Source organism: Saccharothrix sp. NBAS 001, from assembly GCF_056640475.1.
In genome coordinates this window covers 5,075,948-5,101,511 of the sequence record NZ_CM153251.1, presented here as the reverse complement: position 1 = coordinate 5,101,511, position 25,564 = coordinate 5,075,948, and the positions used below count along the sequence as shown (strand labels likewise).

The 25,564-nt window shown below is 72.6% G+C and carries 23 protein-coding genes and 1 pseudogene; 11 read left to right on the top strand and 13 right to left on the bottom strand.

Features of this window, described 5'->3' with window-relative positions; all coding sequences use genetic code 11:
* Positions 1 to 282 precede the first annotated feature (282 nt).
* A complete protein-coding gene (locus AC0HI0_RS21010; RefSeq protein WP_480934078.1) occupies positions 283 to 1,260 on the top strand; it encodes a hypothetical protein in 978 nt (325 codons plus the stop codon).
* A gap of 229 nt (positions 1,261 to 1,489) precedes the next feature.
* Here the strand turns inward: AC0HI0_RS21010 and AC0HI0_RS21005 are convergent, their stop codons facing one another.
* The 4 genes from AC0HI0_RS21005 to AC0HI0_RS20990 all read right to left on the bottom strand — a co-directional run bounded on the left by AC0HI0_RS21005 (position 1,490) and on the right by AC0HI0_RS20990 (position 8,809).
* A complete protein-coding gene (locus AC0HI0_RS21005) occupies positions 1,490 to 2,941 on the bottom strand; it encodes a glutamate synthase subunit beta (protein ID WP_480934077.1) in 1,452 nt (483 codons plus the stop codon).
* Positions 2,934 to 7,415 carry a glutamate synthase large subunit gene (gene gltB, locus AC0HI0_RS21000; RefSeq protein ID WP_480934349.1) on the bottom strand — a complete coding sequence of 1,494 codons (4,482 nt, stop codon included), beginning with the start codon at positions 7,413 to 7,415 and terminating at the stop codon, positions 2,934 to 2,936. Before gltB ends, AC0HI0_RS21005 begins: the two co-directional genes overlap by 8 nt.
* A gap of 418 nt (positions 7,416 to 7,833) precedes the next feature.
* On the bottom strand, positions 7,834 to 8,046 hold the full coding sequence (locus AC0HI0_RS20995; protein ID WP_480934076.1) for a hypothetical protein: 213 nt from the start codon (positions 8,044 to 8,046) through the stop codon (positions 7,834 to 7,836).
* A 154-nt stretch (positions 8,047 to 8,200) separates the two neighbouring features.
* Complete coding sequence (locus tag AC0HI0_RS20990; RefSeq protein ID WP_480934075.1) at positions 8,201 to 8,809, bottom strand: S1 RNA-binding domain-containing protein; 609 nt, start codon at positions 8,807 to 8,809, stop codon at positions 8,201 to 8,203.
* 276 nt (positions 8,810 to 9,085) lie between these two features.
* Here AC0HI0_RS20990 and AC0HI0_RS20985 point away from each other — a divergent pair.
* Positions 9,086 to 9,211: pseudogene (locus tag AC0HI0_RS20985) on the top strand (IS982 family transposase); the annotation flags it as partial.
* 21 nt (positions 9,212 to 9,232) lie between these two features.
* On the opposite strand, the gene AC0HI0_RS20980 reads toward AC0HI0_RS20985, so the two are convergent.
* Entirely contained in the window at positions 9,233 to 9,937 is a 705-nt protein-coding gene (locus AC0HI0_RS20980; protein ID WP_480934074.1) for a VIT1/CCC1 transporter family protein, read from the bottom strand.
* Between the two features lie 65 nt (positions 9,938 to 10,002).
* Between AC0HI0_RS20980 and AC0HI0_RS20975 the strand changes: the two genes are divergently transcribed.
* Complete coding sequence (locus tag AC0HI0_RS20975; protein WP_480934073.1) at positions 10,003 to 10,617, top strand: peptidoglycan recognition protein family protein; 615 nt, start codon at positions 10,003 to 10,005, stop codon at positions 10,615 to 10,617.
* A gap of 1 nt (position 10,618) precedes the next feature.
* Here the strand turns inward: AC0HI0_RS20975 and AC0HI0_RS20970 are convergent, their stop codons facing one another.
* Positions 10,619 to 11,200 carry a hypothetical protein gene (locus AC0HI0_RS20970; protein ID WP_480934072.1) on the bottom strand — a complete coding sequence of 194 codons (582 nt, stop codon included), beginning with the start codon at positions 11,198 to 11,200 and terminating at the stop codon, positions 10,619 to 10,621.
* A gap of 112 nt (positions 11,201 to 11,312) precedes the next feature.
* Positions 11,313 to 12,617, bottom strand: a complete 1,305-nt coding sequence (locus AC0HI0_RS20965) for a cation:proton antiporter (RefSeq protein WP_480934071.1) — start codon at positions 12,615 to 12,617, stop codon at positions 11,313 to 11,315.
* A 408-nt stretch (positions 12,618 to 13,025) separates the two neighbouring features.
* Here AC0HI0_RS20965 and AC0HI0_RS20960 point away from each other — a divergent pair, with 408 nt between their 5' ends.
* The 3 genes from AC0HI0_RS20960 to AC0HI0_RS20950 all read left to right on the top strand — a co-directional run bounded on the left by AC0HI0_RS20960 (position 13,026) and on the right by AC0HI0_RS20950 (position 15,904).
* Positions 13,026 to 13,709: a response regulator transcription factor gene (locus AC0HI0_RS20960; RefSeq protein ID WP_480934070.1), complete on the top strand. Its 684-nt coding sequence runs from the start codon at positions 13,026 to 13,028 to the stop codon at positions 13,707 to 13,709.
* On the top strand, positions 13,706 to 14,989 hold the full coding sequence (locus AC0HI0_RS20955; RefSeq protein WP_480934069.1) for a HAMP domain-containing sensor histidine kinase: 1,284 nt from the start codon (positions 13,706 to 13,708) through the stop codon (positions 14,987 to 14,989). The genes AC0HI0_RS20960 and AC0HI0_RS20955 overlap by 4 nt, the downstream gene beginning before the upstream one ends.
* Positions 14,990 to 15,229: 240 nt before the next feature.
* Complete coding sequence (locus AC0HI0_RS20950; RefSeq protein WP_480934068.1) at positions 15,230 to 15,904, top strand: CAP domain-containing protein; 675 nt, start codon at positions 15,230 to 15,232, stop codon at positions 15,902 to 15,904.
* A 72-nt stretch (positions 15,905 to 15,976) separates the two neighbouring features.
* Here AC0HI0_RS20950 and AC0HI0_RS20945 read toward each other — a convergent pair whose 3' ends face one another.
* Positions 15,977 to 16,450, bottom strand: a complete 474-nt coding sequence (locus tag AC0HI0_RS20945; RefSeq protein ID WP_480934067.1) for an Lrp/AsnC family transcriptional regulator — start codon at positions 16,448 to 16,450, stop codon at positions 15,977 to 15,979.
* Between the two features lie 121 nt (positions 16,451 to 16,571).
* Between AC0HI0_RS20945 and AC0HI0_RS20940 the strand changes: the two genes are divergently transcribed.
* From AC0HI0_RS20940 to AC0HI0_RS20920, 5 genes are all read left to right on the top strand, one after another.
* Positions 16,572 to 17,639, top strand: a complete 1,068-nt coding sequence (locus tag AC0HI0_RS20940; RefSeq protein WP_480934066.1) for a thiamine pyrophosphate-dependent dehydrogenase E1 component subunit alpha — start codon at positions 16,572 to 16,574, stop codon at positions 17,637 to 17,639.
* Positions 17,636 to 18,649: an alpha-ketoacid dehydrogenase subunit beta gene (locus tag AC0HI0_RS20935; RefSeq protein WP_480934065.1), complete on the top strand. Its 1,014-nt coding sequence runs from the start codon at positions 17,636 to 17,638 to the stop codon at positions 18,647 to 18,649. Before AC0HI0_RS20940 ends, AC0HI0_RS20935 begins: the two co-directional genes overlap by 4 nt.
* Positions 18,642 to 19,937 (top strand): dihydrolipoamide acetyltransferase family protein, encoded by a 1,296-nt coding sequence (locus tag AC0HI0_RS20930; RefSeq protein ID WP_480934064.1) that lies wholly within the window; start codon positions 18,642 to 18,644, stop codon positions 19,935 to 19,937. Before AC0HI0_RS20935 ends, AC0HI0_RS20930 begins: the two co-directional genes overlap by 8 nt.
* Before the next feature lie 26 nt (positions 19,938 to 19,963).
* Positions 19,964 to 20,518 carry a GNAT family N-acetyltransferase gene (locus tag AC0HI0_RS20925; RefSeq protein WP_480934063.1) on the top strand — a complete coding sequence of 185 codons (555 nt, stop codon included), beginning with the start codon at positions 19,964 to 19,966 and terminating at the stop codon, positions 20,516 to 20,518.
* A 70-nt stretch (positions 20,519 to 20,588) separates the two neighbouring features.
* Complete coding sequence (locus AC0HI0_RS20920; RefSeq protein ID WP_480934062.1) at positions 20,589 to 21,200, top strand: histone deacetylase; 612 nt, start codon at positions 20,589 to 20,591, stop codon at positions 21,198 to 21,200.
* A gap of 1 nt (position 21,201) precedes the next feature.
* Here AC0HI0_RS20920 and AC0HI0_RS20915 read toward each other — a convergent pair whose 3' ends face one another.
* From AC0HI0_RS20915 to AC0HI0_RS20895, 5 genes are all read right to left on the bottom strand, one after another.
* Positions 21,202 to 21,708, bottom strand: a complete 507-nt coding sequence (locus AC0HI0_RS20915; RefSeq protein WP_480934061.1) for a ricin-type beta-trefoil lectin domain protein — start codon at positions 21,706 to 21,708, stop codon at positions 21,202 to 21,204.
* Between the two features lie 192 nt (positions 21,709 to 21,900).
* Entirely contained in the window at positions 21,901 to 23,019 is a 1,119-nt protein-coding gene (locus AC0HI0_RS20910; RefSeq protein ID WP_480934348.1) for an IS630 family transposase, read from the bottom strand.
* Between the two features lie 119 nt (positions 23,020 to 23,138).
* Positions 23,139 to 24,179 carry a GDSL-type esterase/lipase family protein gene (locus tag AC0HI0_RS20905; RefSeq protein ID WP_480934060.1) on the bottom strand — a complete coding sequence of 347 codons (1,041 nt, stop codon included), beginning with the start codon at positions 24,177 to 24,179 and terminating at the stop codon, positions 23,139 to 23,141.
* A gap of 6 nt (positions 24,180 to 24,185) precedes the next feature.
* On the bottom strand, positions 24,186 to 24,827 hold the full coding sequence (locus tag AC0HI0_RS20900; RefSeq protein WP_480934059.1) for an ABC transporter ATP-binding protein: 642 nt from the start codon (positions 24,825 to 24,827) through the stop codon (positions 24,186 to 24,188).
* Complete coding sequence (locus AC0HI0_RS20895) at positions 24,824 to 25,477, bottom strand: ABC transporter ATP-binding protein (protein ID WP_480934347.1); 654 nt, start codon at positions 25,475 to 25,477, stop codon at positions 24,824 to 24,826. Before AC0HI0_RS20895 ends, AC0HI0_RS20900 begins: the two co-directional genes overlap by 4 nt.
* Positions 25,478 to 25,564 lie beyond the last annotated feature (87 nt).

Sequence of the window (25,564 nt, the reverse complement as noted above, 5' to 3'; positions counted from 1 at the left end):
TCGCCTGTGGGTGGGTCGCCGGTAGGTGGGTTCGCCTGTGGGTGGGTCGCCGGTAGGTGGGTTCGCCTGTGGGTGGGTCGCCGGTAGGTGGGTTCGCCTGTGGGTGAGGGCGAGTCGTACGGGAGTGGTGAGCGTGGACGGGTCGGGCAGGCGCGCGGCTGCCCGACCTGTTCTTCCCACGTCCGAGTGGTTTCCGGGCGTGTGGTCCAGCCGGACGGAAAGCCGGTGTGCACGCTTGTGGGGCCGGGTCGGCGGGCGTTGCGTGACAGGGGGTGGGGCGCGATGAGCACTTCCCGTGACCGGGCGGGACGCGTCCCTCGGCCCCTGAGGTCGGAGTTGTACGGCAACCCGGGGCACGAGCCGGTCTTCGAGTCCTATGCGGAGCGGAGCGGGCTGTACGGGCAACCTTGGGGGGAGCCGTATCGGGACTCGTACCGGGACTCGTACGGGGACTGGTGTCGGGACTCGTACGGGGAGCGGCGTCGTGAGCCTCGGCGGGCGCAGGCTCGGCGGACCGGGCCGCCGCCTCGGCGGCGCGGGCGGTTCCTGACGCCGGGGCGGGTGGTGCTGTGCCTGGTGGTCGTGCTGGTCGTGACGGCTGTGGTGAAGGTGGTCGAGCCGACCATGACGCCGTGGATGACGGCGGGGCTCGCGGTCGCGTTGGGCGCGGTGCCGCTGATCGTGCACCTGGTGCGGGAACTGCCGGAGGTCCGGGCGCGGGGTACCGGGCCTTGGCCGGTGGTGCGGGCGGCGTTCGTGCTGCTGGTGGTCGGGGGAGCGGTCGCGTACCTGATCGCGGCGATGATCGACCGGGTCACCGCGCACGAGTCCGTGGTGGCCGAGCGGTTGCTCGCGCCCGTGTCGGGGCAGGTGGGGCCGTTGGAGGCCACCGTGGAACGGGTCGAGGTGACGGACAACTTCACCAAGGTGACGTTGTCGGCGGTCAACCGGAGCGGGTTGGCGGCGAAGGTGAGCGTGGTCGACTCGTGCCGGCTGGTCGGCGCGGACGGTGTGGACCTGAGGTTGGACGGTTTCTTCGAGGTGGTCCGGGAGCGCTTCTTCCTGGACGTGCCCGCCGGCGGGGCGGTGGTGCGGGCGACGTTGGCGTTCCCCGGCACGCCTTCCGGCCGCGAGACCGTGGTGGCGCTCGGGTGCGGGTCGGTGTCGTGGAGCGGGTCCGATCCGCGGTGGACCGGGGGAGAGCTGGCCGGTCGGCCGTTGCGGGTGGCGGAGATCAGGCTCGGCGCTGTGCGGGGGTGAGGCGCTGCGCGGGGGCGACCGGAGTGGAGTGACCGGGGTGGAGTGACCGGGGTGGAGTGACCGGGGTGGGTGCGGGTCGACGGGGGACCCGTGGCCGTCCGGGCGAGGGCTCGTGATCACGCGGGGCGTGGCTGGTGGCGGCGGAACTCTGCCGCGGCCCGTGTGGTGGGAAGCCCCCGGTGGGCGGACGACGTTGTCCGTCCCACCGGGGGCCGTTCTCGGGCCGGCGCTAGACGAGCGGGCGGTCGGTGGGTTCGATCGGGCGGGGCAGCACCTGGCGTCCCGTCAGGTACCGGTCCACGCCGGCGGCGGCGGACCGGCCCTCGGCGATCGCCCACACGATCAGGGACTGGCCTCGGCCCATGTCGCCGGCCACGAAGACGCCGGGGGTCGAGGTCTCGAAGTCCTGGTCGCGGGCCACGTTGCCGCGCGGGTCCAGGTCGACGCCCAGGGCGTCGAGGAGCCCCTGCCGTTCCGGGCCGACGAAACCCATGGCCAGGGTGACCAGCTGGGCGGGGAGTTCGCGCTCCGTGCCGGGTACCGGTTCGAAGCGGCCGTTGGAGGCTTGGACTTCCACCAGCTTGATGGCGCTCACGGCACCGTCGGCGTCGCCCGCGAACTCCACCGTGGACACCGAGTAGAGGCGCTCGCCGCCCTCCTCGTGGGCCGAGGTGACCCGGTAGAGCATCGGGTAGGTCGGCCACGGGTTGGCTTCGGCCCGCTGCTCCGGCGGGCGCGGCATGATCTCCAGCTGGGTCACCGACAGGGCACCCTGGCGGTGGGCGGTGCCCACGCAGTCCGCGCCGGTGTCGCCGCCGCCGATCACCACGACGTGCTTGCCCTCGGCGGTGATCGGGGGTGCGGCCAGGTCGCCCCGGGCCACCCGGTTCGCACCCGGCAGGTACTCCATCGCCTGGTGCACCCCGGACAGCTCACGCCCCGGCACGGGCAGATCGCGCCACGCGGTCGCGCCGCCCGCCAGCACCACGGCGTCGTAGGACGCGCGCAGCTGCTCGACCGTGACGTCCACGCCGACGTTCACGTTCGTCCGGAACCGCGTGCCCTCGGCCCGCATCTGGTCCAGCCGGCGGTCCAGCCGCCACTTCTCCATCTTGAACTCGGGGATGCCGTAGCGCAGCAGGCCGCCGATGGCGTCCGCCCGCTCCAGCACCTCGACGTCGTGGCCCGCGCGGGTGAGCTGCTGCGCGGCGGCCAGGCCCGCCGGCCCCGAACCCACCACGGCGACGCGCTTGCCGGTGCGGGTCCGGGGTTCCTGCGGCGTGACCCAGCCCTCGTCCCAGGCGCGGTCGACGATGGAGATCTCGACCCGCTTGATGGTGACCGGGTCGCCGTTGATCCCGACCACGCACGCGGCCTCGCACGGGGCGGGGCACAGCGTCCCGGTGAACTCCGGGAAGTTGTTGGTGGCGTGCAGGCGTTCCGACGCGTCGCGCCAGTCCTGCTTCCACACCAGGTTGTTCCACTCCGGGATGAGGTTGCCCAGCGGGCAGCCCTGGTGGCAGAACGGGATGCCGCAGTCCATGCAGCGCCCGGCCTGCTTCTCCAGCCGGGGCCGCTCGAACTCCTCGTACACCTCGCGCCAGTCCCGCAGCCGCAGGAACACCGGCCGGCTGCGCGGGGTCTCGCGCTCCGTGGTCAGAAAACCGCGCGGGTCAGCCATGTGCGGCCTCCATGATCGCCTCGTCGACGTCGCGGCCTTCCAGCTCGGCCCGCGCCTGTGCCGCCAACACCCGCTTGTAGTCCTTGGGCATGACCTTCGCGAACCGGTCGACCGCGAGGTCCCAGTCCGCCAGGAGCCCGTGCGCCACGGCGGAATCGGTTTCGGTGTAGTGCTTCTCCACGGCGGACCGGAGGAACTCGCGGTCCGCGTCGTCCAGCGGGTCGAGGTCGACCATCTCCGGGTTGACCCGCTGCTCGACCGCGTCGAGCAGGTAGGCGATGCCGCCGGACATGCCCGCCGCGAAGTTGCGCCCGGTCTGCCCGAGCACGACCACCCGGCCGCCGGTCATGTACTCGCAGCCGTGGTCGCCCACGCCCTCCACGACGGCCAGCGCGCCCGAGTTGCGCACGCAGAACCGCTCGCCGACCTTGCCGCGCAGGAAGATCTCGCCGCCGGTCGCGCCGTAGCCGATCACGTTGCCGGCGATCACGTGCTGCTCGGCGGCGAACCGCGCGTCGGGCACCGGCCGGACGGTGATCCGCCCGCCGGACAGGCCCTTGCCCACGTAGTCGTTGCCGTCGCCGATCAGCCGCAGGGTGATGCCGCGCGGCAGGAACGCGCCGAACGACTGCCCGGCGGTGCCGGTGAACGTGATGTCGATGGTGTCGTCGGGCAGCCCGGCGCCGCCCCACCGCTTGGTGACCGCGGACCCGAGCATGGTGCCGACCGTCCGGTTGACGTTGCGCACCGGCAGTTCCAGCCGCACCCGGTCGCCGGAGGCGATCGCGCCCTCGGCGAGCTGGATCAGCGTGTTGTCCAACGCCTTCTCCAGCCCGTGCTCCTGGGTCGTGGTCTGGTGGCGGGCCGCGCCCTCGGGCAGCTCGGGCACGTGGAAGATCGGCGACAGGTCGAGCCCGTTGGCCTTCCAGTGGTCGACCGCGTCCTTGGTGTCGAGCAGCTCGGCGTGGCCGACGGCCTCGGCGAGCGTCCGGAAACCGAGCTGGGCCAGCAGTTCCCGGACTTCCTGCGCGATGAACTCGAAGAAGTTCACCACGTGCTCGGCCTTGCCCGCGAACTTGGCGCGCAGCACCGGGTTCTGGGTGGCCACGCCGACCGGGCAGGTGTCCAGGTGGCAGACCCGCATCATCACGCAGCCCGAGACGACCAGCGGCGCGGTGGCGAAGCCGAACTCCTCCGCGCCCAGCAGCGCGGCGATCACCACGTCCCGCCCGGTCTTGAGCTGGCCGTCGGTCTGCACCACGATCCGGTCGCGCAACCTGTTGAGCAGCAACGTCTGCTGCGTCTCGGCGAGCCCGAGTTCCCACGGGCCGCCCGCGTGCTTGATGGACGACAGGGGGGACGCGCCGGTGCCGCCGTCGTGCCCGGAGATCAGCACGACGTCGGCGTGCGCCTTGGACACGCCCGCCGCGACCGTGCCCACGCCGACCTCGGAGACGAGCTTGACGTGCACGCGTGCCGCCGGGTTGGCGTTCTTGAGGTCGTGGATCAGCTGGGCCAGGTCTTCGATGGAGTAGATGTCGTGGTGCGGCGGCGGGGAGATCAGGCCGACGCCGGGCGTGGAGTGCCGGGTCTTGGCGATCCACGGGTACACCTTCGCGCCGGGCAGCTGGCCGCCCTCGCCGGGCTTCGCGCCCTGCGCCATCTTGATCTGGATGTCGTCGGCGTTGACCAGGTACTCGCTGGTGACCCCGAACCGGCCGGAGGCCACCTGCTTGATCGCCGAGCGGCGCAGGTCGCCGTTGGCGTCCCGGACGAACCGGTCGGCGTCCTCGCCGCCCTCGCCGGTGTTGGACTTCGCGCCCAGCCGGTTCATCGCGATCGCCAGGACCTCGTGCATCTCCTTGGAGATCGAGCCGTAGGAGATCGCGCCGGTGGCGAACCGCCGCACGATCGAGGAGACCGGTTCGACCTCGTCGATCGGGATCGGCGTGGTGTCCTTGAACGCGAACAGGCCGCGCAGCGTCATCAGCCGCTTGGACTGCTCGTCCACGGCCTTCGTGTACTCCTTGAACACGTCGTAGCGCCCGGCGCGCGTGGAGTGCTGGAGCTTGAACACGGTCTGCGGGTTGAACAGGTGCGCTTCGCCCTCGCGCCGCCACTGGTACTCGCCGCCGGTCTCCAGCTCGCGGTGGTGTGCCCGCACGCCGTCGGCCGGGAACGCGAGCCGGTGCCGCCGCGCCACTTCCTCGGCCAGCACGTCGAAGCCGACCCCGCCGAGGCGGGAGGTCGTTCCGGTGAAGCAGGAGTCGATGACGTCCTGGCCCAGGCCGATGGCCTCGAAGATCTGCGCGCCGGTGTAGGAGGCGACGGTGGACACGCCCATCTTGGACATCGTCTTGCGCACGCCCTTGCCCAGCGCCTTGATCAGGTTCCGGGTGGCGGACTTCGCGTCCAGCTCGGGCAGTTCCTCGACCGAGGCCATGGCCAGGTACGGGTTCACGGCCTTCGCGCCGTAGCCGACCAGCAGCGCGATGTGGTGCACCTCGCGGGCGTCGCCCGCCTCCACGATCAGGTCGACCTGGGTCCGGGTCTTCTCCCGCACCAGGTGGTGGTGCACCGCGCCGGTCAGCAGCAGCGACGGGATGGGCGCGTGCTCGGCGTCCACGCCCCGGTCGGAGAGCACGACCAGGCGCGCGCCGTCCCGGATCGCCGCCGACACCTCGACCTTGATCTCGGCCAGCCGGCCGACCAGGGCCGCGCCGCCGCCCGCGACCTCGTACGTGCCGCGCACGGTGTGCGTGCGGAACTCCGGCAGGTCGCCGTCGTCGTCCACGTGCACCAGCTTGGCCAGCTCGTCGTTGTCCAGCACCGGGAACGGCAGCGAGATCCGCCGGCACGAACTCGCGTCCGCCGCCAGCAGGTTGGGCTCCGCGCCGAGCGTGGCGTGCAGGCTGGTCACCAGCTCCTCGCGGATCGCGTCCAGCGGCGGGTTGGTGACCTGGGCGAACAGCTGGGTGAAGTAGTCGAACAGCTGCCGCGCGCGGTCCGACAGCGGCGCGAACGGGGCGTCGTTGCCCATCGAGCCGATCGGTTCCGCGCCGGTGCGCGCCATGGGGCGCAGCAGCAGCGCGAGTTCTTCCTCGGTGTAGCCGAACACCTGCTGGCGGCGCACCAGGGACGCGTGGGTCGGCACCTCGCGCTCGCGCGCGGGCAGCTCGGCCAGGTGCAGGACGCCGTCGGAGACCCACTCGCGGTAGGGGTGCTCGGCGGCCAGCTCGCCCTTGATCTCCTCGTCGTCGATGATCCGGCCCTGGGCGGTGTCCACCAGGAACATCCGGCCCGGCTCCAGCCGGCCCTTGCGCACGATGGTGGCCTGGTCGAACTCCAGCACGCCCGCCTCGGAGCCGAGCACCACCAGGCCGTCCTCGGTGACCCAGTAGCGGGCCGGGCGCAGGCCGTTGCGGTCGAGCACCGCGCCGATCAGCGTGCCGTCGGTGAACGACACCAGCGCCGGGCCGTCCCACGGCTCCATCAGCGTGGAGTGGAACTCGTAGAACGCGCGCCGCTGCGGGTCCATCTCGGCGTGGTTCTCCCACGCCTCCGGGATCATCATCAGCACCGCGTGCGGCAGCGACCGGCCGCTCAGGTGCAGCAGTTCCAGCACCTCGTCGAACGACGCCGAGTCGCTCGCGCCGCGGGTGATCACCGGGAACACCCGCTCCAGGTCGCCCGGGATCAGGTCGGTGGCCAGCACGGACTCGCGGGCGTCCATCCAGTTCCGGTTGCCGCGCAGGGTGTTGATCTCGCCGTTGTGCGCCACGTACCGGTACGGGTGGGCCAGCGGCCACGACGGGAACGTGTTGGTGGAGAACCGGGAGTGCACCAGTCCGATGGAGCTGGTCACCCGCTCGTCGGTGAGGTCCGGGAAGAACTTCTCCACCTGGGGCTCGGTGAGCATGCCCTTGTAGACGATGGTCCGGCCGGACAGCGACGGGAAGTACACGTCGGTCGCGTGCTCGGCGCGCTTGCGCACCACGAACGCCAGGCGTTCCAGCTCCAGGCCCTCCTCACCACCGAGGAAGAGCTGGCTGAACGCGGGCATGGTGGTCTTCGCGGTCGGTCCGACGTGGTCGGTGTCCACGGGCAGGTCGCGCCAGCCCAGGACGGTCGCGCCCTCCTCCGCCGCGATGCGCTCGATCTCGGCCCTGACCTCGGCGTTGTCCCGGGGGAGGAACGCCGTGCCGACCGCGTAGCCGCCCGGCTCGGGCAGCGCGAAGTCGACCACCTCGCGGAAGAAGGCGTCGGGCACCTGGATCAGGATGCCCGCGCCGTCGCCGGTCTCCGGCTCCGCGCCCCGCGCGCCCCGGTGCTCCAGGTTGCGCAACGCGACCAGCGCTTTCGCGACGATCGCGTGGTTGCGCCGACCGGCCAGGTCGGCGACGAACGCGACGCCGCACGCGTCGCGTTCGAACTGCGGGTCATACAGGCCCTGCTGGTGCTGCTCGGGCAGCATGTGGTGGTGGGTCACAACGGGCCCTCCCGTGGTGGCGCCTGTACCAGGCGTTTTTGGGCAAACGGAGATGGCCGGTCGCCTGAGGACGCGCTTCGTTGACGCGTGGCGGCTCGGCCTGGGGCTGGCTCAGGAGCCCGTGCCGGGAGATCGACGGCACGGGTCCGCACTCCGTTGTGCGGGAAACTGCACTTCCTTGCGCGCGGGTCCCGTGGGGGCCGGATCGGGCCGCTGGGACACGCGGGGCGGTGCACCGGGGTTGCCGGGGTCTTGTGACGATAGTGTGAATTCGCGGTTATGGCTCTAGTCCGACAGGGCGTCGTGGGGAATCCCACCCACAGTTGACATCCATCCGACCAACGGGTTACGCCCGGTCGGCCTAGTAATTCCGCTCAATCAGTGACTTCAGTGCGGTCTGAAATCAGCGGCGGGTGGTGCGGGCGACGCGCGCGCAGCCGGCGGCGGCCAGCACCGCCAGCCCGGCCAGGGCGCCCTGCCACCACTGCGCCTCGCTCAGCGCGAGGATCGCGTTCACCCCGGCGACCAGGGCGAACAGGGCGGCCAGCAGCGCCCAGAGCCTGCGCTCGGCTCTCTCGGTGCGCGGGGCGTAGAGGGTGGTCGAGGGGTGGGTCACGGCGGGCACCTCCGCTGCGGGGTCTCGACGCGCCCAACGCCGTCGAGTCCGTGGCGGTTACCCACCCGGCGCGGACCTCACACCTGTGCGGCGCGAATTTTCCGGGCGGACTCCGCCGACGGTGGTCACCCGTGCGGCGTAGGCGACCCGGTGATCACGGAGCGTCTTGAGTGCTGACGGAACGTGGCCAGGAGAGCGTCAGCCGCCGCCGTTCCAGGTCGATCGCGGCGACGACGACCGCGACGTCGTCGCCGACCCGGACCTCGCGATCCGGACCGCCCTCGATCCCCGCCGGGTGCCGGACCAGGCCGGTGACGCCGTCCGCGACGTCGACGAAGCAGCCGAACGGGACCAGCCGGGTGACCCGCCCGCGCAGCGCCCGGCCGGGCGGGGCGTCGGCGGCGAACGCGGCGAGGGGGTCGGGCAGCAGGGCGCGCAGGGACAGCCGGGCCTCGCCGTTCCAGGTGTCGAACTGGAGGAACTCGCCGGTGACGCGCTGTCCGATGTGGACGACGTCGGTCGCCGCCGCGAAGTGCCGCCAGGACAGCTCGGGCAGGGTGACGAACCCGACGCCGGGGAACACGGGGTGCCGGGGTCCGTCGTCCAGCGCCACGAACACGCCGAACCGCTCGACCGCCACCACCGTGCCGGACAGGACCTCGCCGGGCCGCAGCGCGGACAGGAACGCCCAGAGCGCCGAGGAGTCGCCGGGGAACTTCGCGGTGAACGCCCGGAACTCGCCGTCGTCCACGCCGTCGTCCATGGCGGAGAGCTTCGCAGGCCGCCGCAACGACCGCAGCCCGTTTTCCCTAGATGACTGATTCCGAGGGGTACGCGCCCGGAGGCATGGGGCGGGGGTGTCGATGTGCGGGTGGTGACGGCCGGCAGTGACACGCTCGCGACCGCACTCCGCGTCAGGACCGGCGACCTGGTGATTCCGTCACCTGGCCGGCCAGTCCGGCTGCCACCAGCGGTCACGGCACTCCGGCCGGGACTTCGAACACGCCCTGGCCGAAACCGGGACCCGACTGCTGCGACCGGTGGAAGCACCACAGCGGGCGTGGTCGTCCGCGTCCCGCAACGCGTCCTCGCCCCCACCGCAGCCATCCGGCACAACGACCACACCCACCAACCGGTCAAACGCTCCCTGACCGCCTACGACCACCAACCCTCGGAAATCAGCCATCTAGTTGACCGCGACGCCGAACAGCAGGCCGACGTAATAGGTCACGACCATGGTCAGCGTGCCCACCACGACGTTGCGCCGCACCGCCCGCCACATTGGGCTGGAGCCCAGGCGCGCGCTGATCACCCCGGTCAGCACCAGGCCGACCAGCACGGCCAGCGCGCACGTCCACACCCGCCAACCGGTGGGCGGCAGCACGATCGCCACCAGCGGGATCAGCGCGCCGACCGCGAACGACAGCAGGGACGCCCACGCGGCCTGCCACGGGCTGGTCAGGCTGTCCGGGTTGATCTGGAGTTCGGCCTCGGCGTGGGCGCGCAGGGCGTTGCGCTCGGTGAGTTCGCGGGCGACCCGCGCGGCCAGGTCCGGGGACAGGCCCTTGTCCTCGTAGATGTGCGCGAGTTCGAGTTCCTCCTCCTCGGGCATCTCGCGCAGTTCGCGTTCCTCCAGCGTGAGCGCGGCGCGTTCGGTGTCGCGCTGGGTGCTGACCGACACGTACTCGCCGCCCGCCATGGACAGCGCGCCCGCGACCAGTCCGGCGATGCCGGCGGCGAAGACCGCGGTGCGGTCGGCGGACGTGCCGGCGACGCCGACGACCAGGCCCGCGGTGGAGACGATGCCGTCGTTCGCGCCGAGCACGCCGGCGCGCAGCCAGTTGAGGCGTTCGGAGAGGTCGTCGTGGTGGGGTTCGCCGGGGTGCGTCATGAGCGTGATCGAACCACCAGGTGCGCGGTTATGCTGCGCGTCGGGCGACTGGGGGGAGTTCGCGCGTGGTGGTGGGCAGGCGTGTCGCGGTGTTGGGCGTGGTGGGCGCGGCGCTGTTGCCGTTGCCCGCCCGGCGGGTCGTCCTGGGGACCGACGTGTGGGGTGCGCGTCCGCCGGCGGAGGCACCGCTGGTGGTCTGGCGGCGGCCGGTGCGGATCCTGGTGCACCACACGGCGACCGAGAACACCTCGGACGGTTCGCAGGCGCACGCGTTCGGGTTGGCGCGGTTCTTCCAGCGGCTGCACATGGACGACCACCAGTGGGGCGACACGGGCCAGCACTTCACGGTGACCCGGGGCGGTCTGCTGCTGGAGGGCCGGCACGGGAGCCTGGCCGCGCTGGTCGCCGGGGACCGGATGGTGGAGGGCGCGCACTGCCCCGGTCAGAACCGGACGTCGATCGGCATCGAGAACGAGGGCACGTACGTGGACGGGGTGCCGCCGGCCGCGCAGTGGGACGCGTTGGTGTGGTTGTGCGCGCAGGTGTGCGATCGGTACGGGATCGCGCCTTCGGAGATCCACGGGCACCGGGACTTCTACGCCGACACGGTGTGCCCCGGCGCGGCGTTCTACGCGCGGTTGCCGCGCCTGCGGGCGGACGTGGCGTCGGTGCTGGGCTGAGTCAGCTCTGCTCCATGGTGCGCCACAGGGGCCCGTTGTTGATCCACATGGCTTCCAGCCGCGAGGTGTAGCCGGGGCCGACGAACTCGACGACGACGGCGTTGGCGGGCTGCTCGATGTTCGCCGCGCAGCCGGGCCTGGGGGTGGCGGAGATGGGTTCCATGTCGGTGGGGGAGAACTTGATCGCGGCGGTGCCGCCGCGCAGTTGGAAGCTGCGCAGGTAGACCCGTTCGCCGTCCTGCACGGTCCACGTGCCCGATTCGGTGGCCAGCGCGGTCGCGGTGGCGGTCGTCGTGGTCGTGGTGGTGGGGACGGTGGTCGTGGTGCCGATCGTCGTGGTGGGCGGCGCGGTCGTCTCGACCACCACCGGGGCCGGCGTGGTGGTGGTCGTCGTCGGGACGGCGGTCGTCGTGCTGGGGGCGACCGTGGTGGGCGCGGCGGTGGACTGGGTGGGGCCGGCGACCAGTTGGGGCCGTTCCGGCTGGCCCGCCTCCAGCACCGACCGGATGCCGAGGTAGGACAGGGCCACGGCGACGGCGGTCGACGCCGACCACGCCGCGAGGTATTGCAGGCCCCTGCTCACGGGCTCATCCTGCCGGCGGGACCCGGGCCGCGAACCCCTGACCGCCCGGGAATCCGCTGACCTGCGTGGGAACCCCGGCGCGGGGGCGCGCTGGGCCGCGCCCCCGGCGGGGTCAGCCCGCGAACGTCTCCTCGCGGCGGCGTTCCTCGTCGGTGACCTCGATCCGCTTGGCCGCGTAGCGCAGCATCGGCGGGGCCATCAGCGAGGTGACGACGGCGACCAGCACGATGATCGTGTAGCCGGCGGTGGTCAGCACGCCCAGCCGCAGGCCGACCATCGCCACGATCACCTCGATCACGCCGCGCGCGTTGAGGCCCGCGCCGAGCGCGAGGCCCTCCCAGTGGGTCAACCTGCTCAGCCGCGCGCCCAGGTACGCGCCGACGAACTTGCCGCCGATCGCGATGGTCAGCACGACCAGGGCCGCGACCAGCACGGACGGCTGGGCGAGCAGGGTCAGGTCCATCCGCAGGCCGGCCGTGGCGAAGAAGATGGGCGCGAGCACCGCCATGGTGAACGTGCGCAGCGGCGCGAGCTTGGTGCGGTTGAGGATGCCGGAGGTGCCGAGCAGGATGCCGCAGACGAACGTGCCCATGATCGGCTCCAGGCCCAGGGCGTGCGTGCCGGCGGCGGAGGCGAGCAGCAGCACCACGATCACCGCGACCGTGACGCCGGCGTCCTCGGACTTGTTGGCCAGGGTGAGGCTCTTGCGGACCAGGGGGCGGCCGATCACCAGCGCGACCACGAGGACCGCGACCAGGCTGCCGAGGGTCAGCGCCAGGTGGCCCGCGCGCAGTCCGGTGGTGGCCATCGCGGAGACCACGGACAGCAGCGACCAGCCGACGATGTCGTCCACGGCGGCGGCGCTGATGGTGAGCTGGCCGATGTTGCGGTGCAGGAGCTTGAGCTCCAGCAGGGCCTTGGCGATCACCGGGATGGCGCTCACGCACATGGCGACGCCGAGGAACAGCGCGAAGACGAACCGCTCGTCGGAGCCGGAGAGCTGGTCGGCGGGGATCACCAGGCCGACGCCGACGCCGAGCGCGAGCGGGATGAGCAGGCCGCCCATGCTCACCCAGGCGGCGGTGCGGCCCCGGCGGCGGACCATGGTCATGTCGATGTGCATGCCGGTGAACCCGACGAGCATCAGCACGCCGAACTGGCCCACCGCGTCGAGCAGGTGGATCTGGTTCGGGTCCTCGGGGAACAGCCACCCCGACAGCGCCGGGAGGGCGTGGGCGAGCAGCGACGGGCCCAGCAGCACGCCGGCGGCCAGTTCGCCGACGACCGCGGGCATGGAGAAGCGCGCGGCGAGCTTGCCCAGCCCGAAGGCCGTGCCCAGCAGGACGGTCAGCTGGAGCAGGAAGATCAGCATCTGGTGGGCGGCGATCGGGCTCGGCGGAGCGGCGATGATCGTCATGGCGGTGGTCCTCGGCTTCGGGTGACGTCGTGGTGGTCGAGAAGTACGCCGAACCGGCCGCAACGGGTAGGTGGAGGTGCTTCGGAGGGCCGAAGGCACGCTGCGCCGGTCAGCGCGCGGTCAGCCGCCGGGCGGGTCCGCGCGGGGCGTCCGGGCGCGGCGGGGCCATTCCGGTGACGGCCGGCGGACGATTTCCGACAATGCCATTTCCGGGTGGTCGCCGGTGCGGTCCGGCAATTCCGCCGGTCGGCTTCGGGGGGAACTCGGCGCGATTGCGGACGGCGTTCGGCGGGTTGGGCCGTCCGGGCGCGGCGGGCGGCTGCGGTTGGTGGGTGCCGGTGCCTCCCATGAGGCCGGAAGGTGGGTGTTGTTCACCCGTTCGTGTCGGCGGGCGTTACGGTGCGCGCCATGGTCTCGGTGTTGCTGGTCGAGGACGATCCGGTGGTGCGGTCGGCGGTGACCCGCGCGCTGACCGGCCTGGGGCACGCCGTGCTGCCGGTCGGCACGGCGCTGGAAGCCCTGCGGGAGATCGCGGGCGCGACCGCCTTCGACCTCGTCGTGCTGGACCTCGGGCTGCCCGACATGGACGGCGCGGATGCGCTGCGGATGATGCGCGGGCTGTGCGACGTGCCGGTGATCGTCGCGACCGCGCGCGACGAGGAGTCCGAGATCGTCCGCCTGCTCAACGCGGGCGCGGACGACTACCTGGTCAAGCCGTTCTCCAGCGAGCACCTGGCCGCGCGGCTGTCGGCGGTGCTGCGGCGGGCCCGCAAGGACGAGGCGCCCGAGCCGCTGCGGATCGGGGAGCTGACCGTCGACCTGGACCGGCGGGAGGCGCGGCTGGCGGGCCGGGAGCTGAACCTGACCCGCAAGGAGTTCGACCTGCTCGCCTACCTGGCCGCGCGGGAGGGCAAGGTGGTGCCGCGCGGCGAGCTGCTGGCCAACCTGTGGAACCTGCCGGGCCGGCACGACGACCAGACGCTGGACGTCCACCTGTCGTGGCTGCGCCGCAAGCTCGGTGAACGGGCCGCGCAACCCCGCTACCTGCACACCGTGCGCGGTGTCGGGTTCAAGCTGACGGCCGTCGAGTGAGGAAGTCGCTCGCGCTGGTCTCGCTGGCCGTCACCTCGATGGTGGCGCTCGCGTTCCTGATCCCGCTCGCCCTGGTGGTGCGGCAGCTGGCCGAGAACCAGGCGTTCAACCAGGCCCAGTTGCAGGCCGTCTCGCTCACCCCGGTGCTGGCGATCACCGACGAGCCGCTGAGCATCGAGCAGGCGCTGGTGTCCACCGGCGGCCGGCTCGCCGTGCACCTGGTCGACGGGCGGGTGATCGGCGCGGTCAAGGCCACCGACGGCCAGCTCCGGCGGGCCCGCGAGGAGGGGCTGGCGCTCACCGAGCCCGCGCCCGGCGGGTGGGTGCACCTGCAACCCGTGCTGCTCGGGAAGGACCGGGTGGCGGTGGTCGAGGCGTTCGTGCCGGAGGAGGAGCTGTCCCGGGGCGTCTCGACCGCCTGGCTCGCGCTCAGCGGCGTGGCGGTGTGCCTGGTGCTGGCGTCGGTGCTGGTCGCCGACCGGCTCGGGGCGCGGGTGGTGAAGGCGTCCAAGGAGCTGGCCGAGGGCGCGCAGCGGATGGAGCAGGGCGACCTGACCACCCGCGTGGTGCCCACCGGGCCGCCCGAGCTGGCCGACGCCGGCGGCGCGTTCAACCGGATGGCGGACCGGATCGGGCAGCTCATGGCGGCCGAGCGGGAGTGGCTGGCGGACCTGTCGCACCGGTTGCGCACGCCGCTGACCGCGCTGCGGCTGGACTCCGAGACGTTGGGCGCGGACCCCGGCGCGAACCGCGTCCGGCAGGCCGTGCACGCGCTGGAGCGCGAGGTCAACGAGCTGATCCGGGCCGCCCGCCGGGAGCTGGACGACCCGGACAGCCGGCAGTGCGACGCCGCGCAGGTGGTGCACGACCGGCTGGTGTTCTGGTCGGCGCTGGCCGACGACCAGCAGCGGCGGTGGAACATGCGGGGCACCGAGCGCGCCGCCTACGTGCCGCTGACCCGCACCGACCTGGCCGCGGCGATGGACGTGGTGCTGGGCAACATCTTCCGGCACACGCCCGAGGGCGTCGGGTTCGTGGTGGCGCTGTTCCACCGGCCGGACCAGGTGGTGATCGTGATCGAGGACGCCGGACCCGGTATCGAGGACCTGGAGTCGGCGCTGCGCCGTGGAAGCAGCAGCGCCGGCTCCACCGGTCTCGGACTCGACATCGCCCGCCGCGCGGCCGAGTCCACCGGAGGCTCGCTGGTCGTGGACCGCGGGCCGCTCGGCGGCACCCGGGTGCAACTGAGGCTTACCCGGGTGCCGGAGCCGCAAGGTTAGCCGGCCGTTTCTTTCCGTCACCTCATGCGACCTTTAAATGTTCCTTAAATAAATCATGGTTGACAATTGCGAATTTGCGGATAAGGTCATTTTCGGAATTGAGGCCGACCGCAGCGCTCTCCCCCTTGCCCGGTCCGCCCGGTTCTCCGTTCGGTGCGGCGACCGCAGCGCGCTTCCCTGCGAAAAAGCGCGCGCGGTCGCCGCGCCCGAAAAGCCGTCCAACGCAGATGAGGTTTCCGCGTGTCGCGCATCAGCACCGCACTGCCGGTCGTGCTCGCCGTCGCCGGGGTGGCCCTGGCGGGCTGCGGCGACAGTCCGGGCGTCGGCCGGGCCGCGGCCCAGGTGACCGCCACGGCCACCACGAACGTCCGCACCACGTCGCACTCCGGGACCCCGTCGACCACGCCGGGCACCACCCCGCCGGACTCCGCCGGCACCACCGCGCCGACCACCACCACGACCACCACCACGACCACCGCCGCCGAGCCCGCACCGGCCCCCGCGCCCGAGCCCGTCGCGCCGGTCAAGACCGACGTCGAGATCGCCGAGGCCGAGGTGTTCAACCTGACCAACGCCGAGCGCGCGGCCAACGGCTGCCCGGCGCTGGGCGTGGACGAGCGCCTCGACCGGGCCGCGCGCGGGCACAGCGCGGACATGGCCGACCGGAACTACTTCGACCACAAGTCCAAGGACGGCCGCACGTTCGTGGACCGGGTCAAGGCCGCCGGCCACCCCTCGCCCGGCGCGGAGAACATCGCGGCCGGCCAGCGCACCCCCGAGGCGGTGGTCAAGGGCTGGATGGACTCGCCCGGCCACCGCGCGAACATCCTCAACTGCAAGCTCAAGACGCTGGGCGTCGGCATGGCGCGCGGCGGTTCCTACGGCGTGTACTGGACGCAGAACTTCGGCTGGTAGGTCCGAAGCGCCGCGTCCGGCGCGCCGACCCGGGGGCACGGTCCGACACAGCGGGCCGTGCCCCCGGGCCCTTCACCGGGGCTGGTGGGCGTCGGTGGGCAGTTCGTCCAGGATCAGCACGGTGTGGCTGGAGGTCACGTCCGGCATCGTCTGCAACCGGCTGAGCACCAGGTCGCGCAGGCTGTGCGCGTCCGGCGCGCGGACCAGCAGCACCAGGTCGTAGTCGCCGGAGACCAGCGCGCCGTGCCACACCTCCGGGATCTCCAGCACCCGCTGCCGCACCGCCTTCCACGAGTGCTGGCTGATCTTGAGGTAGACGTAGGCGGAGATGCCGAACCCGTACCGCTCCGGGTCGACCACCGCCGTGTAGCCGGTGACCACGCCGTCCCGGTGCAGCCGCTCCACCCGCGAGTAGGCGCTCGCCCGGGAGATGTGCAGCTTCTCCGCCAGCGCCCGCATCGACAGCCGGCCGTCCGCGCGCAGCTCCTCCACGATGCGCCGGTCGGTGGCGTCGAGCGGGGCAGTGTGTCCAGCGCTGGGCGTCATACGGCCGACGATAGCCCGATCGCGCGTCAATTCGTCCAGGATTCCACGTCGGATCTGGAACTTTGGCCGGTGTGAGCTGGACCATGCGGTGGTCCGGACACCCCGAGCGTCGGAGGAGCCCATGGTCGCCACCAGGGAGCGGTCGCTGCTGCCCACCGAGGAGCCGCTGGCGCTGCTGCGCAAGGACGGCGCACCGGTCGCCGACTCGCCGCTGACGATGCCCGACGACGACGTGCTGCTGGAACTGCACCGCCGGATGGTCGTCGGCCGGCGCTTCGACACCCAGGCCACCGCGCTCACCAAGCAGGGCCGGCTCGCCGTCTACCCCTCCTCGCGCGGCCAGGAGGCGTGCGAGGTCGGCTCGGTGCTGGCGCTGCGCGCCCACGACTGGCTGTTCCCCACCTACCGCGACTCGGTCGCGCTGGTCACCCGCGGCGTCGACCCGGCCGAGACGCTGACCCTGCTGCAAGGCGGCTGGCACCTCGGCTACGACCCCTACGAGCACCGGGTCGGGCCGCAGTGCACCCCGCTGGCCACCAACACGCTGCACGCGGTCGGGTTCGCGCACGCCGCGCGCGTCAAGGGCGAGGACACCGCCGCCCTGGTGCTGCTCGGCGACGGCGCGACCTCCGAGGGCGACACCCACGAGGCGCTCAACTACGCCGGGGTGTGGCGCGCGCCCGTCGTGTTCCTGGTGCAGAACAACGGCTACGCGATCAGCGTGCCGCTGTCCAAGCAGACCGCCGCGCCGACGCTGGCCGCCAAGGGCGTCGGCTACGGCGTGCCGTCCGTGCTGGTCGACGGCAACGACGTGGCCGCCGTGTACGCCGTGGTCCGGGAAGCCCTGGAGTCCGGCGGGCCGACCCTGATCGAGGCGCTGACCTACCGCATCGAGGCGCACACCAACGCCGACGACGCCACCCGCTACCGCACCTCCGACGAGGTCGCCGCGTGGCTGGACCGCGACCCGGTCGACCGCATCGACGCCTACCTGACCTCGCGCGGCCTGCTCGACACCGCCCGCAAGGCCGAGATCGCGGCCGAGGCCGAGGACTTCGCCGCCTCGGTGCGGGCCAAGCTCAACGTCGACCACGAGCACGACCCGGCGACCCTGTTCGAGCACGTGTACGCCACCCCCACCACCCACCTGCGCGAGCAGGCGGCGGCCCTCGCGGAGGAACTGGCATGACGGCGGCGGTGGCGGGCACCAGCCTGTCGATGGCGGGCGCGCTCAACCGGGCGCTGTCCGACGCGCTGGAGGACGACCCGGGCGTGCTGGTGTTCGGCGAGGACGTCGGCCCGCTCGGCGGCGTGTTCCGGGTGACCGACGGGCTGGCCGCCCGGTTCGGCGAGACCAGGGTGTTCGACACGCCGCTGGCCGAGTCCGGCATCGTCGGCACCGCGATCGGCATGGCCATGAACGGGCTGCGGCCCGTGGTGGAGATGCAGTTCGACGCGTTCGCCTACCCGGCGTTCGAGCAGATCACCAGCCACCTGGCCAAGATGCGCAACCGGACCCGCGGGCGGGTGTCGCTGCCGATCGTCATCCGGGTGCCCTACGGCGGCGGCATCGGCGGCGTGGAGCACCACTGCGACTCGTCCGAGGCGTACTACACGCACACGCCGGGTCTCACCGTCGTCACGCCCGGCACCCCCGACGACGCCTACCGGCTGCTGCGCGACTCGATCGCCTCGCCGGACCCGGTGATCTTCCTGGAGCCCAAGCGGCGGTACTGGGCCAAGGGCGAGCTGTCCGACGTGGCCGTGCCGATGGACCGGGCGCTCGTGCGGCGCACCGGGTCGGACGTCACGCTGATCGCCTACGGGCCGATGGTCGCCACCGCCCTGGAGACCGCCGAGGCCGCCGCCGAGGAGGGCTGGGACGTCGAGGTCGTGGACCTGCGGACGCTCTCGCCGTTCGACGACGAGACGGTGTGCGCGTCGGTGCGCCGGACCGGTCGGGCCGTCGTGGTGCACGAGGCGTCCGGGTTCGGCGGGTACGGGGCCGAGGTCGTGGCGCGGGTGACCGAGCGGTGCTTCCACCACCTGCACGCGCCCGTGCTGCGGGTGACCGGGTTCGACATCCCCTACCCGCCGCCGAAGCTGGAGGAGCACCACCTGCCGAGCGTGGACCGGATCCTCGACGCGGTCGCCCGGCTCCAGTGGGACGACGAGGTCGTGAGGGGGTACGGTGCCTGACTTCCGGCTGCCCGACCTGGGCGAGGGGTTGACCGAGGGCGAGATCGTCACCTGGCTGGTGGCGGTCGGCGACCACGTGTCGATCGACCAGCCCGTGGTGGAGGTCGAGACGGCGAAGGCCGTGGTCGAGGTGCCGTGCCCGTTCGAGGGCGTGGTCCGGGCCCGGTACGGCGAGACGGGCGAGAAGCTCGCGGTCGGCTCCGTGCTGCTGTCGGTGGGGGAGGAGTCGGCCGCCGAGACCGGCTCCGGCAACGTCCTGATCGGCTACGGCACCTCCGACGCGCCCCGCCGCCGCCGGGCGAACCGTCGCGGCCCCGGTCGCGGCACCCCGCCCCAGGCCGCACCCGCCGTCCCCGTCCAGACCGCCCGCACCTCCGCCACCCACCAGCCGGTCGAGGCCCGGCCGGTCACGGCCCCGGCGGTCATCTCGCCGCTGGTGCGGCGGATGGCCCGGGAGAACGGGCTGGCGCTCGACCGCATCGCCGGCACCGGCCCCGGCGGCGTGATCCGCCGGGCCGACGTCGAACGCGAGCTGTCCGCGCGATCCGCCGCGCCGCCCGCCGCCGAGCCCGCCGCCCGGGTGCCCGCCGTGCCGGCGTCGGCCGACCTGCCCGCCGGCCCCGCCCGGCGGATCCCGCTCAAGGGCCTGCGCGGGCTGGTCGCGGAGAAGCTCGCCACGTCCCGGCGCGAGATCCCCGAGGCGACGGTCTGGGTGGACGTCGACGCGACGGACTTCCTGGCCGCCCGAGCCGCGCTGCCGTCGGTGTCGCTGCTCGCGCTGCTGGCCCGGTTCACCGTGCTGGGGCTGCGCAAGTTCCCCGAGCTGAACTCGCGGGTCGAGGGCGACGAGATCGCCGTGCTGGACGAGATCCACCTGGGTTTCGCCGCGCAGACCGACCGGGGCCTGGTGGTGCCGGTGGTCCGCGACGCGCACGCGCTCACCACGTCCGGGCTGGCCGCCGCGATCACCGGGCTGGCCGCGTCGGCCCGCGAGGGGCGGATCGCCCCGGCGTCGCTGACCGGCGGCACGTTCACGGTCAACAACTACGGCGTGTTCGGCGTCGACGGGTCCGCCGCGATCATCAACCACCCGGAGGCGGCGATCCTGGGCATCGGCCGGATCATCGACCGCCCGTGGGTGGTCGACGGGCAGCTGGCGGTCCGCAAGGTCACCCAGCTGACGCTCGCCTTCGACCACCGGGTGTGCGACGGCGGCACGGCGGGCGGGTTCCTGAGGTTCGTGGCCGACTGCGTGGAGTCCCCGATCACCGCGTTGGCCGACCTCTGACCGGGGTTTCTCGTAAGTTGGAGCACGTGACCGCACCCGTCTACCCGATCCGCACCGAACGCCTGCTGCTGCGCCCCTTCACCCTCGCCGACCACGCGGCCCTGCACTCGTGGCAGTCCCGCCCCGACGTGGTCCGGTACCTGTACGGGGAGGCCAAGACCCCCGAGGAGACCACCGAGAGCCTGGCGCAGAAGGCGTCGATCACCTGGCCCGCGAAGGAGGGCGAGAGCCTGGCCCTGGCCGTCGAGCGGGACGGCCGGGTGATCGGGGAGACGGTGCTGAAGTGGCTCAACGAGGAGCACCGCCAGGGCGAGATCGGCTACGTCCTGCACCCCGACCACCACGGCCGCGGCTACGCCACCGAAGCGTCCCGGGCCATGCTCCGGCTCGGCTTCGAGAACCTGGGCCTGCACCGGATCGTGGCGTCGTGCGACGCGCTCAACGACGCGTCGTGGCGGGTCATGGAACGCCTCGGCATGCGGCGCGAAGCGCACTTCCGCCACGCCGAGGTCTTCAAGGGCGCGTGGGGCGAGGAGTTCATCTACGCCCTGCTGGAGGACGAGTGGCGCGCCGGGCGGTGACGGCCGCCCCCGCCCGGGTTCGGCCCTCCGGCGCAGTTCGCGGACGCGGCCCGCGGCGGATCATCGGCGGATGCGCGAGTCCACCGTGAGCCACGTCTGGTACGTGAGCTACGGCTCGAACATGCACGCCGACCGGTTCGCCTGCTACCTGCGCGGTGGCTCGCCCGCCGGCGTCGCGCACGTCTACCCGGGCTGTCGTGACGGCAGCCCGCCGCGTGCCGTCCGCGCGGTCGAGGCCCCCGGCGGCATCTACTTCGCCACCCGGTCGCCGGTGTGGGGCGGCGGGCGGGCGTTCTTCGACACCGGGCTGCCCGGCACCGCCGCGATGCGCGGCTACCTGATCACCACCTCCCAGTTCGCGGACGTGGTGGAGCAGGAGATGTACCGCGAACCCGGCCCGGAGATCGACCTGACCACCGTCCTGGCGGAAGGCCGCGAACAACGCGGCCCCGGCCGCTACGACACCCTGCTGCGCCTGGCCGACGTCGCCGGCCACCCGGCCCTGACCTTCACCGCGCCCTGGACGTCCGGGGAGGTCGAGCACACCGCCCCCTCCGCCCCGTACTTGACGGTGCTGCGCGACGGCCTGCGCGAAGCCCACTCGTGGAGCCCCGCGCAGGCCGCCGCGTACCTGGCCGCCCGCACGCCGTTCTGGACCGCGTCCGCGATCGAACGGCTCTAGATCACCGCCACCACTGCTGGTTCCACGGTCCGCAGTCCCACAGTTGGACCTTGCCGCCGTTGCCGCCGGTGTTGGTGTCGGCGTCGAGGCACCGCTGGAAGCGCGCGTTGTACACCGAGCCGTCCGCCCGCAGGACCCACTGCTGCTGGTTCCACGGTCCGCAGTCCCAGAGCTGGACCTTGCCGCCGTTGCCGCCGGTGTTCGTGTCGGCGTCCAGGCACCGCTGGAACCGCATGTTGTAGAGGGAACCGTCCGCCCGGACCTCCCAGTCCTGCTGGTTCCACGGTCCGCAGTCCCACAGTTGGACCTTGCCGCCGTTGCCGCCGGTGTTGGTGTCCGCGTCCAGGCACCGCTGGAAGCGCACGTTCTGGAAGTGCCGCACGGACGACGTCGACGCGGCGACAGCGGGATCCGCCGCCGCCGTGCCGGCGCGCAGCGGCTGGGCCGCCGCCGTCGCGGCACCCACGAACAGCAGCGCGAGCGCTGCGACGAGCACGCGAGTTCTCATCCCGTTCCCCCTTGTGACCCGACTGACCGGAGCCGAATGACGCGCTCCACAGCGTGGTCCGGGCACGCCCCGCCGACGATCCCGAAACTTTGGGGGTCCGACGCGGCACGGTCGCCGCTACCCTCCCGCCGCTCCCGGGAGGACCGGCCGAAGAACGGCTAGTGCGTTGACCACATAGGTTGGCCGGGTTGGTCAGGCCGCTCGGGGTTGTGGTCGGCCCCAGCGTTGGTGGCGTTCGCTGCGGATGCGTGCTCGTTCGCGGCGTTGGGCGTCGAGGATGTCGGGGTGGCGTGCGTTGGCGTTGCGCCAGCGCAGATGCTGCTGGAGCCGTCTGGCCAGGACGGTGTGGTTGGGGTGGTCGGAGTTGGCGATGACGAAGGTGCGCAGTGGTCCGAACTGCGGCTCGATCGGGTTGGCCCAGGAGGCGTAGGTCGGGGTCAGGCATATCTCGACGTTGTTGTCGGCGGCCCACGTGAGGATCTTGGGGGTCTTGTTGGCCGACAGGTTGTCCATGATCACGTAGATCGGTGCGCCGTCGGGTCTGGCCGTCCTGATCGATTTGAGGGCGGCCAGGCTGTGGTCGCCGCCCTTGCGGCGGCGGGTGACACCCCAGAGCGTGTCGTCGCCGACGGAGTAGCAGCCGTGGAAACAGCGGATGCCGTGGGTGCGCCGGTAGGTCGCCGGCAGCCGGGAGGGTCGGGAACGGGGTGCCCAGCCGGAGCCGTGGTGCGGTCGGATCGACAGCGGCCCGAACTGGTCGAAGGCGAAACACCGCTGCGGGAACCGGGTGAGGACCTCGTCGATGCGGTCGAGCTTGGCGTCGAAGTCCGGGTCGTTGGAGGTCTTCCAGGTCCGGGTGCGCTGGAAGCTGATCCCATGTCGGTGCAGGATCTGCCGGAGCCGTTCCCGGCCGATGCGGACCCGGCGGTGCGGGTTGCGGTGCAGGTGGGCGGCGAGTTTGCGCAGGCTCCACCGGGTGAAGGGCAGGCCCGCCCTCGCGGGGCGGGCCTTGGCCGTCGCCACGACGAACGCTTCGTCGTCGGGGCCGATCAGGCGGGGACGGCCTCCCGCCCACCTAGGGTCCAGCGCCGCCAGGCCGCGGGCGTTGAAGTCGTGGATCACGTCCCGCACGGTGTCGGCGTCCGCCGCGACCAGTCGCGCGATCGACGGGGCCGGGGTTCCGGACGACGAGGCCAGGATGATCATCGCCCGGCGCATCCGGATCGTGCCCTGTCTGCCCCGACGCACGTAGTTCAGCAGACGACGGCCCTCGTCCTCGGTTAATCGACGTGCTCTGACCGGCTCGGCCATCGACCCGTCCTCATGCTCGGCGGCGACTACGACACCACCGAGCATGGGATCACCACGAACCGGCGTCGGGGATCTTGTCCGGCGTGTCCCCAACCCGGTGAACGTATGTGGTCAACGCACTAGTCGCGGTCCGGCACGGGGGTCAGGTTGCCGTCCCGGTCGGCCACGCAGGCGGCTTCGCGGGCGGACGTGCCGAGGAACTCGGTCAGGCAGCGGCCGAACTGCTCGTGGCCCCGGGCGTTGGGGTGGAAGGACTCCTGGAGGGCGTGGCGGGCCCGGACCTCGTCGCGCAGGCCGTCGAAGTCCACGGTGAGCCGGGTGAACCACTCGCTGTCCGGGTTCTTCCCGCCCGCGCACGCCTCGTGCTCCGCGCCCGCCTTCGACAGGTCCAGGAAACGCGCGCCCACCGCCGACGCGGCCTTGCGCAGCCCGCCGGACAGCTGGCCCACGGCGGTGTCGCGCACCCACTTCAGGTCACCGGTCCGCAGCGGGCAGCCGGCGAGGTTTTGCAGGTCCGACGGCAGGTCCGGCCCGACCGGGGACGCGTAGGACTGCACCACCAGCGTGTACGACAACGGCGTGTACCCCTCGTCGCGCAGCACCTGGCGGATGTCGCGCAGCGCCCGTTCCACCTTGGGCACCATGCGGTCCACGCGCGCCTGCCACTCGTCGGCCAGGCCCTTGGAGCAGTCCGCCCGGTCGAACCACGCCCGCAGGCACGAGCCGAGCACCTCGCCGAACTTCGGGTCGTCGTTGGCGCCCATGGCGACCACGACCGTGGTCACCCGGTACTCGCGGGCGATCCGCGCGAGCTGCCGGGTCTGCGAGATCTCGTTGTTGTTGGTGCCGTCGCCGTTGCCGACCTGTTCCGCGCTCGACCCCGAGCACGCCAGGTTGAACACCTTCTCGACGCCGGCGACCCTGGTCCGCCGCACCGACGCCTTGGTCGACCGGTGGCACCAGTTGTCGTTCTCGCCGTCCGTGCCGGGTTCGTAACTGCCCGCACCCTCGCCGGACATCGTGCTGTCGCCCAGCGCGACCAGCGCCGCCGGCGCGTCCTTCCCGGGCCCCAGCGGGTCGGGGAACGGCGAATCGGCGACCATCAGCAGCACCGCCAGCAACGGCAGCACCAGGGCGAGGGCGAGGAAACGACGGAACATCGCCGCCTATCCTACGGACACCCGTCCACCGGACAGGACCACCGTGCGGTCGGCCGCCCGGTGCACCTCGTCGTGGTGCGTGGCGATCAGCACGGCGGCGCCCGCGTCGGCCGCGCGCCGCAGCACCCGGACCGCCGTGGGCGCGCTCACCTGGTCCAGGTGCGCGGTGGGCTCGTCGGCGAGCAGCACCTTGGGCGAGGCGATCACGGCCCGCGCCAGCGCCGCGCGCTGCTGCTGCCCGAACGACACCTCGGCCGGGTAGCGGTCGGCCAGCGCGCCGATGCCGAGTTCCTCCAGCAGCGCGGCGACCCCGTTCACGTCCCCGCGGCCGCTCAACCGCAGCGGCAGCGCCACGTTCTCAGCCAGCGTCAGCTCGCCGGCCAGCCCCATCGCCTGGGGCAGCAGCGCGCACAGCGCCCACGTCGGGGGAGCGGTCAGCACCTCGCCGCACATCTCCACGGTGCCGTCGTCGGCCCGGTCGAACCCGGACAGCACGGACATCAGGGCGCTCTTGCCCGACCCGGACGGCCCGGACAGCGTGACCAGTTCGCCCGCCGACACCTCCAGGTCGACCCCGCGCAGCACGTGCACCGTCCCGCCGGGGTGCTCGAACGACCGCCGGACCCCCACCGCTCGCAACGCCGTCATGCCGCCAACGCCCCGTTCCGCAGGTCGAATCTGGTGTCCGCCAACGCGATCAGGCGGGGGTCGTGGGACGCGACGACCACCGGCACACCGCGTTTCGCGAGGTCCGCCAACGTCTCCAGCACGAGGTCGGCGGACACCGCGTCGAGCTGCGAGGTCGGTTCGTCGGCCAGCACCACCGACGCGCCCCGGGCCAGCGCGCAGCCGAACGCCAGCCGCTGCTGCTGCCCACCGGACAACGCGCTGACCTTCCAGCCTGCCGTGTCCGGCAGGCCGAGCTGGGCCAGCAGGTCCTCCACCGCCGCGGTGCGGCCGGACGCCTGGGCCGCCGCGCGCAGGTTGTCGCCCACGGTGAGGTGCCCGACCAGGTTGTCGGCGGGGTTCTGGAACACCAGCGCGATCTCGGTGCGCCGCAACGCCCTGCGCGCCTTGGACGACAGCCGCGCGGTGCCCGCGCCGCGCAGTTCCACGCCGCCGGTCGTGGGCCGCTCCACCAGGCTCAGCACGCGCAGCAGCGTCGACTTGCCCGACCCGGACGGCCCGGCCAGCACGGTGATCCCGCTCGCGGGCACGTCCAGCGTCACGTCGGAGACCGCGGTCACCGTCCCGCCCGGGGTCCGGTACTCCACGCCCACGTCGCGCAGGCGCAGCACGTGCGCCGGTCCCGCCGGCCGCCGGTCGTAGTGGTCGGCCCGATCCTCGTACAGGTCGGCCACGGCCGTCTCCCTCTCGTCGTACCG

Excerpts from the sequence above, each read along its gene's own strand:
- AC0HI0_RS21010 (WP_480934078.1), top strand. The coding sequence starts at position 283 with ATGAGCACTTCCCGTGACCGGGCGGGACGCGTCCCTCGGCCCCTGAGG.
- AC0HI0_RS21005 (WP_480934077.1), bottom strand. The coding sequence starts at position 2,941 with ATGGCTGACCCGCGCGGTTTTCTGACCACGGAGCGCGAGACCCCGCGC.
- gltB (WP_480934349.1), bottom strand. The coding sequence starts at position 7,415 with ATGCTGCCCGAGCAGCACCAGCAGGGCCTGTATGACCCGCAGTTCGAA.
- AC0HI0_RS20990 (WP_480934075.1), bottom strand. The coding sequence starts at position 8,809 with ATGGACGACGGCGTGGACGACGGCGAGTTCCGGGCGTTCACCGCGAAG.
- AC0HI0_RS20980 (WP_480934074.1), bottom strand. The coding sequence starts at position 9,937 with ATGACGCACCCCGGCGAACCCCACCACGACGACCTCTCCGAACGCCTC.
- AC0HI0_RS20965 (WP_480934071.1), bottom strand. The coding sequence starts at position 12,617 with ATGACGATCATCGCCGCTCCGCCGAGCCCGATCGCCGCCCACCAGATG.
- AC0HI0_RS20960 (WP_480934070.1), top strand. The coding sequence starts at position 13,026 with ATGGTCTCGGTGTTGCTGGTCGAGGACGATCCGGTGGTGCGGTCGGCG.
- AC0HI0_RS20945 (WP_480934067.1), bottom strand. The coding sequence starts at position 16,450 with ATGACGCCCAGCGCTGGACACACTGCCCCGCTCGACGCCACCGACCGG.
- AC0HI0_RS20940 (WP_480934066.1), top strand. The coding sequence starts at position 16,572 with ATGGTCGCCACCAGGGAGCGGTCGCTGCTGCCCACCGAGGAGCCGCTG.
- AC0HI0_RS20935 (WP_480934065.1), top strand. The coding sequence starts at position 17,636 with ATGACGGCGGCGGTGGCGGGCACCAGCCTGTCGATGGCGGGCGCGCTC.
- AC0HI0_RS20920 (WP_480934062.1), top strand. The coding sequence starts at position 20,589 with ATGCGCGAGTCCACCGTGAGCCACGTCTGGTACGTGAGCTACGGCTCG.
- AC0HI0_RS20915 (WP_480934061.1), bottom strand. The coding sequence starts at position 21,708 with ATGAGAACTCGCGTGCTCGTCGCAGCGCTCGCGCTGCTGTTCGTGGGT.
- AC0HI0_RS20910 (WP_480934348.1), bottom strand. The coding sequence starts at position 23,019 with ATGGCCGAGCCGGTCAGAGCACGTCGATTAACCGAGGACGAGGGCCGT.
- AC0HI0_RS20905 (WP_480934060.1), bottom strand. The coding sequence starts at position 24,179 with ATGTTCCGTCGTTTCCTCGCCCTCGCCCTGGTGCTGCCGTTGCTGGCG.
- AC0HI0_RS20900 (WP_480934059.1), bottom strand. The coding sequence starts at position 24,827 with ATGACGGCGTTGCGAGCGGTGGGGGTCCGGCGGTCGTTCGAGCACCCC.